The sequence below is a fragment of the Blautia sp. MB18-30 genome (assembly GCF_023669475.1).
In the GTDB taxonomy this organism is placed as follows: Bacteria; Bacillota; Clostridia; order Lachnospirales; family Lachnospiraceae; genus Blautia_A; species Blautia_A fusiformis.
In genome coordinates, this window is sequence record NZ_JAMOYY010000006.1 from 17,408 (window position 1) to 33,377 (window position 15,970).

Below are 15,970 nucleotides of genomic sequence, written 5' to 3' on the forward strand. Positions count from 1 at the left end.
AAATAAAAAAAAATAGTTTATAGTAAACCATATTTTATATGAAAGATAACTGACAAAGGCGTCAGGAACGGATACCACAGGGGAATTCTCACCCCTTGGAATCTGTTCCGGACGCCTTTTTGTTGTGGGACACAAAATGGAGGAGGAAATCGAAGATGGCAGTAAAGTATGTTTTTGTAACAGGTGGAGTTGTTTCAGGTCTGGGAAAAGGAATTACCGCAGCGTCTCTTGGGCGCCTTCTGAAAGCCAGAGGGTATCAGGTGACCATGCAGAAATTTGATCCCTACATTAATATTGACCCGGGAACTATGAATCCCATTCAGCATGGAGAGGTTTTTGTAACGGATGACGGTACAGAAACTGACCTTGACCTTGGACATTATGAGCGTTTCATTGATGAAAGCCTTGACAAAAATTCCAATGTGACAACCGGTAAGATTTACTGGTCTGTTCTTCAGAAAGAGCGTCATGGTGATTTCGGCGGAGGTACCGTTCAGGTGATCCCGCATATTACCAATGAGATCAAGAGCCGTTTTTACAGAGCAAAATCCGCAGACGAAGACAGAATTGCGATCATCGAGGTTGGTGGTACAGTCGGTGATATTGAGAGCCAGCCGTTCCTGGAATCCATCCGTCAGTTCCAGCATGATGTGGGACATGACAATGCGATCCTTATCCATGTAACTCTGATCCCGTATCTCCGTGCTTCCGGAGAGATGAAGACCAAACCCACCCAGGCCAGTGTAAAAGAACTTCAGGGAATGGGAATCCAGCCGGATGTCCTGGTATGCAGAAGTGAGTATCCTCTTACCGAGGATATCCGTGGAAAGATTGCCCTGTTCTGTAATGTGCCTGTAAGCAATGTGCTTCAGAATCTGGATGTGGAATATTTATATGAAGCTCCTCTTGCAATGGAGAGAGAAAAGCTTGCAGACGTAGTACTGCAGAGCTTAAGACTGGAGAATCGCAAACCAGATCTTACAGACTGGGAAAATATGGTAGAAAATCTCCGCCACCCGGATAAAACTGTGAAAATCGCCATGGTTGGTAAATATACACAGCTTCATGATGCATACTTGAGTGTTGTGGAAGCACTGAAGCATGGCGGGATCTCTTGCCGTGCAAAGGTTGATATCACCTGGGTGGACTCCGAAGAACTCAATGAAAAAAATCTGGATCAGACTCTCCATTCTGTAGATGGAATCCTGGTTCCGGGAGGATTCGGAAACCGTGGTACGGAAGGGATGATCCTTGCGGCACAGTATGCAAGAGTTCATAAGATCCCATACCTTGGGATCTGCCTGGGAATGCAGATGGCTATTGTGGAATTTGCCCGCCATGTGCTTGGATATGAAGATGCCAACAGTATTGAGCTGGCACCGGAAACAACACATCCGGTCATTGCCCTGATGCCGGATCAGGAGGATGTGGAAGATCTTGGAGGAACTCTTCGTCTTGGGAGCTATCCGTGTGTGCTTGCAGAAGGCTCCAGATCCTATGAGCTTTTTGGAAAGAAAGAGATCCAGGAACGTCATAGACATCGTTATGAGGTAAACAACGCATTCCGTAAGGAACTGGACGAAAAGGGAATGTCCATTGTAGGAACATCCCCGGATGCTCACATTGTTGAGATGATCGAAATTGCCGGACATCCGTTCTTTGTGGGAACACAGGGACATCCGGAATTTAAATCCAGGCCAAACCATGCACATCCACTGTTCCGTGGATTTGTGCAGGCGGCAGTTGATAAAAAGACGGCAGAAGAAGCTGCAATGAAAGGATGAGAAAAATGAGAGAAGTAGCAAATCAGCAGCAGGGCCTCTACCGCCCTGAATTTGAACATGATAACTGCGGTATCGGAGCCGTTGTTAATATAAAAGGAAAGAAAACACATGATACAGTTGTCAATGCTCTTAAGATCGTAGAGAATCTTGAGCATCGTGCTGGTAAGGATGCAGAAGGAAAAACCGGTGATGGTGTCGGTATCCTTCTTCAGATCTCCCACAAATTTTTTAAGAAGGTCTGTAAAAAAGAAGGCTTTGATATCGGCGGAGAGAGAGAATACGGTGTAGCCCAGCTCTTTTTCCCACAGCAGGAGATCAAACGTGCCCAGGCAAAGAAGATGTTCGAGATCATCGTGGAAAAAGAGGGCCTGGAACTTCTTGGATGGCGTACAGTACCGGTCTTCCCGGAGGTTCTTGGTCATAAAGCGAAAGAGTGCATGCCGTGCATTATGCAGGCATTTGTTAAAAAACCGGAGGATGTGGAAAAAGGTCTTGCCTTTGACCGTATGCTTTACATCGCACGTCGTGAATTTGAACAGAGTAATGATAATACTTACGTAGTTTCCATGAACAGCCGTACCATCGTATACAAAGGTATGTTCCTGGTAGGACAGCTCCGTACCTTCTTTGGCGATCTTCAGAGCCAGGATTACGAGTCTGCCATTGCAGTGGTACATTCCCGTTTCAGTACCAACACGAATCCAAGCTGGGAGAGAGCACATCCGAACCGTTTCATCGTACATAACGGTGAGATCAACACAATCCGCGGAAACGCCGATAAGATGCTTGCACGTGAGGAAAACATGGAGTCTCCGTATCTGAAGGATGAGCTTCACAAGGTCCTTCCTGTAGTTAACCGCAATGGTTCTGACTCTGCAATGCTTGACAATACCCTGGAATTCCTGGTTATGAGTGGAATGGATCTTCCACTTGCAGTGATGATCACGATTCCGGAGCCATGGGCAAACAACGATACGATTTCTCAGGAGAAGAGAGATTTTTATCAGTACTATGCGACTATGATGGAGCCATGGGACGGTCCTGCGTCCATTCTGTTCTCAGATGGTGATGTGATGGGAGCGGTTCTTGACAGAAACGGTCTTCGTCCATCCAGATACTATATCACATCGGATGGCTATATGATCCTTTCCTCCGAGGTTGGTGTTCTTCCTGTAGATGAGGAGAAGATCGTATTAAAAGAACGTCTTCATCCGGGAAAAATGCTTCTGGTTGATACCGTTCAGGGTCGTGTCATTGATGACAATGAGCTCAAAGAAAAATATGCGAAAAAACAGCCTTATGGTGAGTGGCTGGACAGCAATCTGGTACAGCTTCGTGATATCAAGATCCCGAATCAGAGAGTTGTCGAATACACTCCGGAGGAGAGAGCACGCCTTCAGAAAGCCTTCGGATATACTTATGAGCAGTACCGTACTTCGATCCGAAACATGGCATTAAACGGCGCAGAAAGCATCGGAGCCATGGGACATGATACTCCCCTTGCAGTATTTTCCAAGGAACATTATCCGCTGTTCGATTACTTCAAGCAGCTTTTTGCACAGGTAACAAACCCGCCGATCGATGCGATCCGTGAGGAGATCGTTACTTCTACAAGTGTATATGTAGGAAAAGACGGAAATCTTCTGATTCAGAAGCCGGAGAACTGTCAGGTGCTGAAGATCAACAATCCGATCCTGACCAACACCGATATGCTGAAGATCAAGAATATGAAAAAGGACGGCTTCAAGGTTGTAACACTTTCTACATTATATTATAAGAGCACAAAGCTTGAACGTGCCATTGACCGTCTGTTCGTAGAGGTAGACAAAGCCTTCCGTGAGGGAGCAAACATCCTGGTCCTTTCTGACCGCGGTGTGGATGAGAACCATATGCCGATCCCGTCCCTGCTGGCGGTTTCCGCAGTACATCAGCATCTTGTAAAAACAAAGAAGAGCACTTCCCTTGCCCTGATTCTGGAGTCCGGTGAGCCGAGAGAGGTACATCATTTCGCAACACTCCTCGGATATGGTGCAAGTGCAGTCAATCCGTATCTGGCACTGGATACGATCCATGAGCTGATCGATACACATATGCTGGATAAGGACTATTACGCAGCCGTTGATGATTACAATCATGCAGTGATCAGCGGTATCGTAAAGATCGCTTCCAAGATGGGTATTTCCACTATCCAGTCCTATCAGGGATCGCAGATCTTTGAGGCAATCGGAATTTCCCAGGATGTGATCGATCGTTACTTTACAGGAACCGTAAGTCGTGTAGGCGGAATCACACTGGAAGATATCGAGGATAATGTAGAAAAACTTCATTCTGAGGCATTTGATCCCCTTGGACTTGCCACAGATCTTACTCTGGACAGCGTAGGTGCCCATAAGATGAGAAGCCAGGGTGAGGAGCACAAATATAACCCGCGTACCATTCATCTTCTCCAGCAGTCCACAAAACAGGGCAGCTATGAGATGTTCAAGGAATATACAAAGCTGGTAGATGACGAGGGTCATGGAAACTTAAGAGGTCTTCTGGACTTTAAGTTTGTCAAGGAGCCTATTCCGATCGACCAGGTTGAGAGTGTTGAGGATATTGTAAAACGATTTAAGACAGGTGCCATGTCCTATGGTTCTATTTCCCAGGAAGCACATGAGACACTGGCTATTGCCATGAACCATCTCCATGGAAAATCCAATACCGGTGAGGGTGGTGAAAGTGATGAGCGTCTGGATTCAGCAGGAACAGACAATGACCGCTGCTCTGCGATCAAACAGGTAGCCAGCGGACGTTTCGGCGTTACCAGCCGTTACCTGGTTTCCGCAAGAGAGATCCAGATCAAGATGGCACAGGGTGCAAAGCCGGGTGAGGGTGGACATCTTCCTGCAAAGAAGGTATATCCGTGGATCGCAAAAACCCGTCATTCCACACCGGGAGTCAGCCTGATCTCTCCGCCGCCACATCATGATATCTATTCTATCGAGGATCTGGCAGAATTGATCTATGACCTGAAAAACGCCAATAAATATGCGGATATTTCCGTAAAGCTGGTTTCTGAGGCGGGTGTTGGTACGGTTGCAGCCGGTGTTGCAAAGGCCGGTGCACAGACTGTTCTGATCTCCGGATATGACGGAGGTACAGGAGCAGCGCCAAGAAGTTCTATCCATAATGCAGGACTTCCATGGGAGCTTGGACTTGCAGAAACACACCAGACGCTGATCATGAACGGACTTCGTAACCGTGTACGTATCGAGACAGACGGTAAGCTGATGAGCGGCCGTGACGTTGCCATTGCAGCACTTCTCGGTGCAGAGGAATTCGGTTTTGCAACAGCGCCACTTGTAACGATGGGCTGCGTGATGATGAGAGTCTGCAATCTGGATACCTGCCCGGTAGGTGTGGCTACACAGAACCCGGAGCTGCGTAAGAGATTCCGCGGAAAACCGGAGTATGTGGAGAACTTCATGCGCTTTATTGCACAGGAGCTGAGAGAGTACATGGCACGCCTTGGTGTTGCCACCATCGATGAGATGGTAGGTCGTACAGACCTTCTTACAGTTTCTGACAGTGTGCAGGAGCCGCATAAGGGTAAGGTTGACTTAAGTGCCATCCTGAATAACCCATATGCAGGAAAGGGCAAAGTAACCTTTGATCCGAAGGCTGTATACAATTTCAATCTTGAGAAAACTCTGGATGAAAAAGTTCTGGTCAAGAAATGTGCACCGGCGATCCAGAAGGGTGAGAAAGTTTCTGTTGATGTAAATGTTACCAATACAGACCGTGCATTTGGTACCATCCTCGGATCTGAGATCACAAGAAATCATAAGGATGGACTTCCGGAGGATACGGTAACTGTAAACTGTACAGGTGCAGGCGGACAGAGCTTCGGTGCCTTTATTCCGAAAGGACTGACATTGAAACTGACCGGTGACAGCAACGACTACTTCGGAAAAGGCCTTTCCGGTGGAAAGCTGATCGTTAAGGTTCCGGAGAAGGCCGGATACAAGGCTGAAGAGAACATCATCGTCGGAAACGTGGCACTCTATGGTGCGACCAGCGGAACTGCATTTATCAACGGTGTTGCCGGTGAGCGTTTTGCAGTACGTAACTCCGGTGCGGTTGCAGTTGTTGAGGGTGTTGGCGAGCATGGCTGCGAGTACATGACAGGCGGCCGTGTGGTAGTTCTTGGAAAAACAGGAAAGAACTTTGCAGCAGGTATGAGCGGCGGTATCGCTTATGTCCTTGATGTGGATAACGTTCTTTACAAGAACCTCAATAAAGCAATGATCTCCATTGAAAAAGTGGATAATAAATATGATAAAAAAGAGCTTCGTGATCTTATCGAGGCTCATGTGGAAGCAACAGGCTCTGAGATCGGTAAGAAGGTGCTGGCTGATTTTGATTCCTATCTGCCTCACTTCAAAAAACTCATTCCGGATGAGTACAAGAGAATGATCACATTAAGTGCAAAGCTGGAAGAAAAAGGTCTGACCAGCCAGCAGGCACAGATGGAAGCGTTCTATGAGAGCATCGGCGTGAAACATTAAGGAGGATGAGGAAATGGGAAAGCCAACTGGATTTTTAGATTATGAAAGAGAAACGGCAAAGGTTCTGCCGCCAAAGGAACGTATTCAGAATTTCAACGAATTTCGTATTCCATTAAATAAAGAAAAACAGAAACTTCAGGGAGCACGCTGCATGGCCTGCGGCGTCCCCTTCTGCCAGTCAGGTATGATGATCGGCGGAATGGCTTCTGGCTGCCCGCTGCACAACCTGGTTCCTGAGACAAATGATCTTGTGTACACAGGAAACTGGAAGCAGGCATTCCTTCGTTTAAACAAGACACACAGCTTTCCGGAGTTTACATCCAGAGTGTGTCCAGCACTTTGCGAAGCTGCATGTACCTGTAACCTGAACGGAGATCCGGTCAGCACAAAGGAGAATGAGAAAGCGATCATTGAGACAGCCTATGCAGAAGGATGGGTAAAACCGCAGATCCCGCCTGTCCGCACAGGAAAGACGATCGCAGTCATCGGAAGTGGTCCTTCCGGACTGGCAGCAGCACAGCAGCTGAACCGCCGTGGCCACAGCGTAACCGTATTTGAGAGAAACGACCGTATCGGAGGACTTCTCCGCTACGGCATTCCGAACATGAAGCTGGAGAAAAAGATCATTGACCGCAGACTGAAGCTGATGGAAGAGGAAGGCGTGAAATTTGTTACCAATATCAATGTTGGTGTTGATATCACTGCAGAACAGCTTCTGAAGGATTATGACCGTGTCATTCTCTGCTGTGGAGCTTCTCATCCGAGAGATATCAAGGTTCCGGGAAGAGATGCCAAGGGAATTTACTTTGCAGTGGATTTCCTGAAGCAGGTAACAAAAAGTCTTCTGGATACAGATTTTGCAAAATTCCCATATGAGCTTGCAAAGGGCAAAAATGTTCTGGTCATCGGCGGTGGTGATACCGGTAATGACTGTGTGGGAACATCCATCCGTCTGGGAGCGAAATCTGTAACACAGCTTGAGATGATGCCGCAGCCTCCTGCAGCAAGAGCTCCTTCCAATCCATGGCCGGAGTGGCCGAAGGTCCTGAAAACCGATTACGGCCAGGAAGAGGCTATTGCAGTATTCGGCCATGATCCTCGGATCTATCAGACAACCGTTACCGAGTTTATCAAGGACAAAAAAGGAAATGTCTGCAAGGCCAAGATCGTAAAAATGAAAAGCGTAAAGGATGAAAAGACCGGAAGATTCAATATGGTACCGGTTGAGGGCAGTGAGGAAGTGATCCCTGCAGATGTGGTTCTTATTGCGGCAGGCTTCCTTGGCAGCGAGAAATATGTGACAGATGCTTTCCGTGTAGCGCTTACACCAAGAACCAATGTGGAAACAAAACCGGAGCAGTATGCAACAAGCGTAGATCGTGTGTTCACAGCAGGTGATATGCATCGTGGACAGTCCCTTGTAGTATGGGCGATCCATGAAGGACGTGAGGCTGCGAAAGCAGTGGATGAATCACTGATGAGCTATTCCTATTTACAGTAAAATAACAGATACCAGGGGCAAAAGATCAAAAAAACTGTTCGTGTTTCCGCGATAAAGCTTTTGAACTTTTGCCCCTTTTAAAAAATGGTTGACAAAGAATTGGCCGATTGCTATAATTACGTCCATGAACAAGGGTGTTCTTCAGGAGCGGAAGCTCTCTGAAGTGCACCCTTTTTCTGATTTTGAGGGTAATTATTTTGTGTGATGAGGAAATAAAGGAGAGAATACCATGGGGAATTATACCAGAGAAGAGATTCTTGCAATGGCAGAGGAGGAAGACGTAGAGTTCATCCGCCTCCAGTTTACAGATATGTTTGGAACTCTGAAAAATATTGCGATCACAGCAAGAGAGCTTCCAAGAGCCCTGGATAACCAGTGCGTTGTATATGGCTCTCATATTGCGGGCATTGTGGGAGAAAAGGAGCCGGATCTGATTCTGTATCCGGATTATAATACTTTTTCAATTCTTCCATGGCGTCCTCAGCAGGGAAAGGTTGCAAGACTGATCTGTGATATGCGCCGTGCAGACGGATCAGAGCATGAGATGAGCTCCAGATATATTCTGAAAAAAACAGCGCAGGCAGCAGAGGAGGCAGGGTATACCTGTTATGTTGACCCGGAATGCGAGTTTTTCCTGTTTCATATTGATGATAACGGAATGCCTACAACGGTTTCTCACGAAAAGGCCGGATATCTGGATGTAAGTCCGGTGGACTTAGGCGAAAATGCAAGACGTGACATGGTACTGACTCTTGAGGATATGGGATTTGAGGTGGAATCCTCTCATCATGAGACAGCACCTGCACAGCATGAGATCGCCCTTCATTACGGGGAAGCACGTGAGATGGCAGACGAAGTTATAACCTTTAAGATGGCAGTAAGAACTGTAGCCAAACGTCATGGACTTCATGCGACATTTATGCCGAAGCCAAGACGGGAAGTAAACGGTTCAGCCATGCATATTCATTTTTCACTGTTTAAAAATGGAAAAAATATTTTCGTGGATCCGGAGGATCCGTCCAGATTAAGTGAAGAGGCATACTATTTTATCGGAGGTCTTCTGGCTCACAGCCGTGAGATGACTCTGATCACCAATCCGCTTGTAAATTCTTATAAGCGTCTTGTACCTGGATTTGATGCGCCTACAGAGCTGACCTGGACGAGAAATAACCAGAATTCACTGGTAAGGATTTCGAGAGTCAATGGTGCTGATACCAGGATCGAGCTTCGAAGCCCGGATGCTGCATCCAACCCATACCTTGTTTTTGCGGTATGCCTGGCAGCGGGCCTGGATGGAATCCAGAAGAAGATCTATCCTACAAAAGCTTCTAACCGTTCTCTTTCCGAGTCGGATCAGAAGGAACAGGGTATCGAGAATTTACCGGAGAACCTGCGGGAAGCGATCACACTGTTTGAGGACAGCAGCTGGATGAAGGAAATCCTTGGAGAAGCTTTCTGCAAACAGTATGCGCAGGCCAAGAGAAAAGAGTGGCTGCGTTATTCCCAGGAGATTTCCGACTGGGAGATCGAGGAGTATCTGTATCGGATCTGATGAACGAGGCATAATGGGACGAAAGAGAGTGGCGGCTTATGAACACGAGTATCGTGATTGCATTACCGAAAATAGAAGATGCAAAAAAGATCCGCACAGTCCTTAACCGATATGGATTCACGGTGGCGGCAGTATGCAATTCAGGTGCCAATGCTCTTGCCAGTATCTCGGAGCTTGATGGCGGCGTTCTGCTTTGCGGTTATCATCTTCAGGATATGTACTACCGTGATCTTCTGGACTATATGCCGGATTATTTTGAAATGCTGCTTATGGCCTCCCGGGGAGTGATCAGTGAGGCGCCAACATCCATTTTATGCGTGGGAATGCCTCTGAAAGTCGGAGATCTGGTAAATACGGTAAGCATGATGCTTTCCCAGATCGAAAGGCGCTGGAAAAAAGATAAGAAAAAGCCGAAGCAGCGTTCATGGAAAGAACAGAATTATATTTCAAATGCAAAGATGCTTCTAATGGAAAGAAATCACCTGAGCGAGGATGACGCATACCGCTATATCCAGAAATGCAGTATGGATTCCGGGACCAATATGGTGGAGACGGCCCAGATGGTTCTGATGCTTTTATATGATTCTGTGTAAAAAAACAACAGGGCGGACAGAAATGATCTGCTCTGAATGCCTGATATCACACCGGATCGGGAAAAATTCCGCAGGGGATTTCCTGATTCGGTGAAACTACTTTGAATTGGAGGATGAGGGAATGGAATTTATGGATGGAATCTGTAAGACTAGAGAATGTGCCTGGGATGTGCTTCTTTCCGAGAGCATGAAAGACCAGGAAGCAACAGTGGAAGGTGCAATACACAGCATCCGTAATATGGGTGACGTGGCATTTGTGATACTTCGAAAAAAAGAAGGGCTTTTTCAGACCGTATATGAAAACGACAAGACAAATGTTTCCATTCATGATCTGAAGGAGGCAATGTGTGTGCGCCTCACAGGAACTCTTCATGAGGAAGAAAGAGCGCCTCACGGAAGAGAACTCCGCATCAGCCATGTGGAGATCCTTTCCTCACCTGCAGAGCCTCTTCCGCTGGCCATCGACAAATGGAAGCTGAACACTTCCCTGGAGGCAAAGCTGAATTATCGTCCTATCGCCCTGCGTAATGTGCAGGAGCGTGCAAAATTCAAGATTCAGGAGGCTCTGGTGCGGGCATTTCGTGATTACCTCTATGAGAAGGGGTTCACCGAGATCCACACACCGAAGATCGGAGCCAGAGGTGCAGAGGGTGGTGCAAACCTGTTCAAGCTGAGTTATTTCCATAAACCGGCAGTTCTGGCACAGAGCCCGCAGTTTTATAAACAGATGATGGTAGGTGTTTTTGACCGTGTATTTGAGACCGGCCCTGTATTCCGTGCAGAGAAGCATAACACAAAACGTCATCTGAATGAATATACAAGCCTTGATTTTGAGATGGGCTATATCAACGGATTTGAGGATATCATGGAGATGGAAACCGGATTTCTCCAGTATGCGGTAGAGCTTCTTAAGAAAGACTACGCTCATGAGCTTTCCATTCTGAAAGTGGAGCTTCCGAAGGTGGACAAGATCCCGGCAGTACGTTTTGACAAGGCCAAAGAGCTGGTAGCTGAAAAATATAAACGTAAGATCCGCAACCCATATGATCTGGAGCCGGAGGAAGAAGCGCTGATCGGAAGATATTTCAAAGAAGAATATGATGCTGATTTTGTTTTTGTCACACATTATCCGTCTAAGAAGCGTCCGTTCTACGCAATGGATGATCCGTCAGATGAGAAATTTACATTAAGCTTTGATCTTCTGTTCAAGGGACTTGAGGTAACTACAGGCGGACAGCGTATCCATGATTATCAGATGCTGAAGGATAAGATCGCAGCCCGTGGTATGGATGAAGAGGGTATGGAGCAGTATCTGGATACCTTCAAGCATGGAATGCCGCCTCATGGAGGACTTGGAATCGGACTGGAACGTCTTACCATGCAGATCCTCGGAGAAGAAAACGTTCGTGAGACCTGTCTGTTCCCACGTGATATGAACAGACTTGAGCCGTAATAAGGAGAAAAAAGATGGCAAAGATAATCGATGATGAAACAATGGAAAATGTCTGCATCCTTGCGAAGCTTTCTCTGACAGAGGATGAAAAGGAAAAAGCAAAAGAGGACATGCAGAAGATGCTGGACTATGTAGACAAGCTGGATGAACTTGACACTTCTTCCGTAGAGCCCATGTCCCATATTTTTGAGGACGAAAATGTATTTCGTGAAGATATTGTGACAAACGGAGACAATCATGAGGCGATGCTTGCCAATGCACCGAAACAGAAAGAAAACCAGTATCAGGTTCCGAAAACAATTGGATAAGACAGGAGACAGGACATGGATTTGGGAAAATTAACCGCATTACAGCTTGCGGAAAAGATCAAGCAGCATCAGATAAGCGTCCTGGACGGTGTGAAATACGTATTTGATCAGATCGAAGCAAAAGAGGACAAGGTCCACGCTTATCTTGATACTTACAAAAAAGAAGCCTATGCAAGAGCAAAAGAGGTACAGAAGGGCATTGAGGATGGAACCTATACAGGACCTCTTGCCGGTGTACCTATTGCAATTAAGGATAATATCTGCATTAAGGGAAAAACAACTACCTGTGCATCAAAGATCCTTGAGAATTTTGTGCCGCAGTACAATGCCGAGGTTATTGACCGTCTGGAACAGGCAGGTCTTGTGATCATCGGAAAGACAAATATGGATGAGTTCGCCATGGGAAGTACCACAGAAACATCCGCTTACGGCGTCACCAGAAACCCGTGGGATCTGGAGCATGTTCCGGGCGGCTCCTCCGGCGGCTCCTGTGCGGCAGTGGCAGCAGGGGAAACTTACCTGGCACTTGGCTCCGATACCGGCGGTTCCATCCGTCAGCCAAGTTCCTACTGCGGTGTTACCGGAATCAAACCGACCTACGGAACAGTATCCCGTTACGGACTGGTTGCCTACGCATCCTCTCTGGATCAGATCGGACCGGTAGGAAAGGATGTTGCAGACTGTGCGGCACTTCTTGAGATCATTGCCGGACACGATGCAAAAGACAGCACCTCCATGAAGAGAGAGGATCTTGACTTCTCCGCTTCTATGACAGATAAGATCGTGGGAATGAAATTCGGCGTGCCGAAGGAATATCTCTCAGAGGGACTGAACCCGGAGGTAAAAGAGGCCTTTATGAATACGCTGAAGAGCCTTACCGAGATGGGCGCAGTGGTAGAATTTTTCTCCATGAAGACAACAGAATATATGATCCCTGCCTACTACATCATTGCCAGCGCAGAGGCCAGCTCCAATCTGGAGCGCTTTGACGGTGTGAAGTACGGCTTCCGTGCAAAAGAGTACGAGGGACTTCATGACATGTACAAAAAGACAAGAACTGAAGGTTTCGGCGAGGAAGTAAAGCGCCGTATCATGCTTGGCTCTTTTGTGTTAAGCTCCGGTTACTACGATGCTTACTATCTGAAAGCACTTCGCACAAAAGCCCTTATCAAAAAGGAATTTGATCAGGCCTTTTCCAAATATGACGTTCTTCTTGCCCCGGCATCACCGTTTACCGCACCGAAGCTGGGAGAGAGCCTGAAAGACCCTCTTGCCATGTATCTTGGCGATATTTATACGGTAGCAGTAAACCTGTGCGGACTTCCCGGAATCACCGTCCCATGCGGAAAAGACGCAGCAGGCCTTCCGATCGGGATCCAGATGATCGGTGACTGCTTCAAAGAAAACAACCTGTTCCGCGCAGCACACGCCTATGAGAAAAAACGCGGTGATTTCGGAACAGCAATGGAAGGGGGAGAAAAGGCATGAAACAGTATGAGACAGTCATAGGACTTGAGGTGCATGTGGAGCTTGCCACAAAAACAAAGATCTTCTGCGGATGCTCCACAGAATTCGGAGGCGCACCAAATACACATACCTGCCCGGTCTGCACCGGTATGCCGGGCTCTCTTCCGGTCCTCAACAAAAAAGTGGTAGAGTTTGCCATCAAGGCAGGTCTTGCGGCAAACTGTCATATCCATCAGTACTGTAAGTTTGACCGTAAGAACTATTTTTACCCGGATAACCCCCAGAACTATCAGATCTCTCAGCTGTATCTGCCGATCTGTTATGACGGAGCTGTTGAGATCGAGACTTCCGCAGGCAAAAAGACTGTACGTATCCATGAGATGCATATGGAGGAGGATGCCGGTAAGCTGATCCATGATGAGTGGGAAGACTGCTCCCTGGTTGACTACAACCGAAGCGGGGTACCGCTGATCGAGATCGTATCCGAGCCGGATATGAGAAGCTCCGAGGAGGTTATCGCTTATCTGGAAAAGCTCCGCTGCACCATGCAGTATCTTGGAGTTTCTGACTGTAAGCTCCAGGAGGGCTCCATGCGTGCCGATGTCAACCTTTCCGTCCGTGAGGTGGGAAGTGAGACCTTCGGAACAAGAACAGAGATGAAGAACCTGAACTCCTTCAAGGCCATTGCGAGAGCGATCGAAGGAGAGAGAGAACGTCAGATCGAGCTTCTGGAAGAAGGAAGAGCTGTTGTACAGGAGACAAGAAGATGGGACGATAACAAAGAGTCTTCCCATGCAATGCGTTCCAAGGAGGATGCAAAGGATTACCGTTACTTCCCGGACCCGGATCTTCCGCCGATCCACATTTCCGATGCATGGATCGAAGAGCTGCGTACTTCCATTCCGGAGCTTCGTGAAGCCAAGATGGAACGTTATCAGAAGGAGTATGAGCTTCCGGCTTATGATGCAGGGATCCTGACCGAATCCAGACATCTGGCAGGACTTTTTGAGGAGACAGCAGTTCTTCTCGGAAACCCGAAAAAGGTGGCAAACTGGTTTATGGTGGAGGTTCTCCGCCTGACAAAGGACAAGGGCCTTGATCCGGAAAGGGTAAGCTTTACCCCGAAGCATCTGGCAGACCTTCTTTCCATGGTGGAGAAAAAAGAGGTCAGCGCACAGAATGCCAAGAAAGTATTTGAAAAAGTGTTTGACGAGGATATTGATCCGGTTGTATATATAGAAGAGAATGGCCTTAAGATCGTAGAAGATACAGGCCTTCTCACCGAAACTGTGAAAAAGATCGTAGATGCAAACCCCGGACCGCTGGCAGAGCTTCTGGGCGGCAAGGATAAGGTTATGGGATTTTTTGTAGGACAGCTGATGAGAGAACTGAAAGGCAAGGCAAATCCTGACAGCGTCAGAAAAGCACTGGCAGAGGAAATTGAGAGAAGGAGATAAAATACTATGGTTACAGTAAATCAGAATTATTTAAAACTTCCGGGAAGCTATCTGTTTTCCAATATCGCAAAGAAGGTAAGCGCATATAAGGAGGCCAATCCGGAATTTAAGGATTCTGTGATCAGTCTTGGAATCGGTGATGTGACACAGCCGCTTGCACCGGCGATCATCGATGCCCTTCATAAATCCGTAGACGAGATGGCACACGCAGAAACCTTCCACGGATATGCTCCGGATCTCGGATATGAATTCTTAAGAAGTGCCATTGCAAAAAATGATTATCAGTCCAGAGGCTGCGACATCAGCGCAGACGAGATCTTTGTTTCCGATGGAGCAAAAAGCGATTCCGGAAACATCCAGGAGATCTTCGGACTGGATAACAAGGTTGCAGTTTGCGACCCGGTTTATCCTGTATATGTAGATACCAACGTTATGGCCGGACGTACTGGCCTTTATAACAAAGAGCGTGAGAACTTTGACGGTGTGATCTACATGCCCTGCAAAGAGGAGAATGGTTTCCTTCCGGAGATACCGGCAGATGAAGTACCGGATCTGATCTATCTCTGCTTCCCGAACAACCCGACTGGTGGTGCCATCACAAAAGCTGCTCTTCAGGAGTGGGTCGACTACGCCAACAAAAACGGCTGCGTGATCATCTATGATGCAGCATATGAGGCATATATTTCTGAGGAGGATGTCCCGCACAGCATTTATGAGTGCGAGGGTGCGAGAACCTGTGCCATCGAGCTTCGAAGCTTTTCCAAAAATGCTGGCTTTACAGGCGTTCGTCTTGGCTTTACCGTTGTTCCGAAGGAACTGGTGTGTGATGGCGTAGAGCTTCACAGTCTCTGGGCAAGACGCCACGGAACCAAGTTTAACGGTGCTCCGTACATTGTACAGAGAGCAGGCGAGGCTGTTTACTCTCCGGAGGGAAAAGCACAGCTGAAGGAGCAGATCGCTTATTACATGCGTAATGCAAAGACGATCCTCGAGGGCCTTTCCGCAGCAGGATTTTCCGTGTCCGGTGGAAAAAATGCTCCATATATCTGGCTGAAAACACCGGATCAGATGACCTCCTGGGAGTTCTTTGATTATCTCCTTGAGAAAGCACACATCGTAGGAACACCAGGTTCAGGCTTTGGTGCACATGGTGAGGGATATTTCCGTCTGACAGCATTCGGAAGCTATGAGAATACACTGGAAGCGATTGAGAGAATTAAAAATCTGTAATACAGGTGTAAATTGCGAGGCAGGTCTTTGTAAAAGGTCTGCTTCGTTTTCGTTTATAAGAAATTTTTTGAGCAA

10 protein-coding genes are annotated in these 15,970 nt (G+C 47.3%); all 10 read left to right on the top strand.

Features of this window, described 5'->3' with window-relative positions; all coding sequences use genetic code 11:
• Window positions 1–155: 155 nt before the first annotated feature.
• The 10 genes from NCY57_RS04180 to NCY57_RS04225 all read left to right on the top strand — a co-directional run bounded on the left by NCY57_RS04180 (window position 156) and on the right by NCY57_RS04225 (window position 15,895).
• Complete coding sequence (locus tag NCY57_RS04180; RefSeq protein WP_022426745.1) at window positions 156–1,784, top strand: CTP synthase; 1,629 nt, start codon at window positions 156–158, stop codon at window positions 1,782–1,784.
• The gene (gene gltB / locus NCY57_RS04185) at window positions 1,781–6,334 is read left to right on the top strand and encodes a glutamate synthase large subunit (RefSeq protein WP_250789507.1); all 4,554 of its coding nucleotides are present in this window, start codon (window positions 1,781–1,783) and stop codon (window positions 6,332–6,334) included. The genes NCY57_RS04180 and gltB overlap by 4 nt, the downstream gene beginning before the upstream one ends.
• 13 nt (window positions 6,335–6,347) lie before the next feature.
• On the top strand, window positions 6,348–7,835 hold the full coding sequence (locus NCY57_RS04190) for a glutamate synthase subunit beta (RefSeq protein WP_250789508.1): 1,488 nt from the start codon (window positions 6,348–6,350) through the stop codon (window positions 7,833–7,835).
• Between the two features lie 229 nt (window positions 7,836–8,064).
• Window positions 8,065–9,387, top strand: coding sequence for a glutamine synthetase family protein (locus tag NCY57_RS04195; protein WP_118608257.1), 1,323 nt, complete (start codon window positions 8,065–8,067; stop codon window positions 9,385–9,387).
• Between the two features lie 38 nt (window positions 9,388–9,425).
• Window positions 9,426–9,980, top strand: a complete 555-nt coding sequence (locus NCY57_RS04200; RefSeq protein ID WP_015525749.1) for an ANTAR domain-containing response regulator — start codon at window positions 9,426–9,428, stop codon at window positions 9,978–9,980.
• Window positions 9,981–10,101: 121 nt separating this feature from the next.
• Window positions 10,102–11,433 carry an aspartate--tRNA(Asn) ligase gene (aspS, locus tag NCY57_RS04205; RefSeq protein ID WP_022426749.1) on the top strand — a complete coding sequence of 444 codons (1,332 nt, stop codon included), beginning with the start codon at window positions 10,102–10,104 and terminating at the stop codon, window positions 11,431–11,433.
• 14 nt (window positions 11,434–11,447) lie between these two features.
• Entirely contained in the window at window positions 11,448–11,741 is a 294-nt protein-coding gene (gene gatC, locus NCY57_RS04210) for an Asp-tRNA(Asn)/Glu-tRNA(Gln) amidotransferase subunit GatC (RefSeq protein WP_110102034.1), read from the top strand.
• Window positions 11,742–11,756: 15 nt separating this feature from the next.
• Complete coding sequence (gatA, locus tag NCY57_RS04215; RefSeq protein ID WP_173733608.1) at window positions 11,757–13,229, top strand: Asp-tRNA(Asn)/Glu-tRNA(Gln) amidotransferase subunit GatA; 1,473 nt, start codon at window positions 11,757–11,759, stop codon at window positions 13,227–13,229.
• On the top strand, window positions 13,226–14,665 hold the full coding sequence (gene gatB, locus NCY57_RS04220; protein WP_092069315.1) for an Asp-tRNA(Asn)/Glu-tRNA(Gln) amidotransferase subunit GatB: 1,440 nt from the start codon (window positions 13,226–13,228) through the stop codon (window positions 14,663–14,665). Before gatA ends, gatB begins: the two co-directional genes overlap by 4 nt.
• Window positions 14,666–14,671: 6 nt before the next feature.
• The gene (locus tag NCY57_RS04225; protein WP_250789509.1) at window positions 14,672–15,895 is read left to right on the top strand and encodes an LL-diaminopimelate aminotransferase; all 1,224 of its coding nucleotides are present in this window, start codon (window positions 14,672–14,674) and stop codon (window positions 15,893–15,895) included.
• Window positions 15,896–15,970: the final 75 nt, after the last annotated feature.

Excerpts from the sequence above, each read along its gene's own strand:
- NCY57_RS04180 (WP_022426745.1), top strand. The coding sequence starts at position 156 with ATGGCAGTAAAGTATGTTTTTGTAACAGGTGGAGTTGTTTCAGGTCTG.
- gltB (WP_250789507.1), top strand. The coding sequence starts at position 1,781 with ATGAGAAAAATGAGAGAAGTAGCAAATCAGCAGCAGGGCCTCTACCGC.
- NCY57_RS04190 (WP_250789508.1), top strand. The coding sequence starts at position 6,348 with ATGGGAAAGCCAACTGGATTTTTAGATTATGAAAGAGAAACGGCAAAG.
- NCY57_RS04195 (WP_118608257.1), top strand. The coding sequence starts at position 8,065 with ATGGGGAATTATACCAGAGAAGAGATTCTTGCAATGGCAGAGGAGGAA.
- NCY57_RS04200 (WP_015525749.1), top strand. The coding sequence starts at position 9,426 with ATGAACACGAGTATCGTGATTGCATTACCGAAAATAGAAGATGCAAAA.
- aspS (WP_022426749.1), top strand. The coding sequence starts at position 10,102 with ATGGAATTTATGGATGGAATCTGTAAGACTAGAGAATGTGCCTGGGAT.
- gatC (WP_110102034.1), top strand. The coding sequence starts at position 11,448 with ATGGCAAAGATAATCGATGATGAAACAATGGAAAATGTCTGCATCCTT.
- gatA (WP_173733608.1), top strand. The coding sequence starts at position 11,757 with ATGGATTTGGGAAAATTAACCGCATTACAGCTTGCGGAAAAGATCAAG.
- gatB (WP_092069315.1), top strand. The coding sequence starts at position 13,226 with ATGAAACAGTATGAGACAGTCATAGGACTTGAGGTGCATGTGGAGCTT.
- NCY57_RS04225 (WP_250789509.1), top strand. The coding sequence starts at position 14,672 with ATGGTTACAGTAAATCAGAATTATTTAAAACTTCCGGGAAGCTATCTG.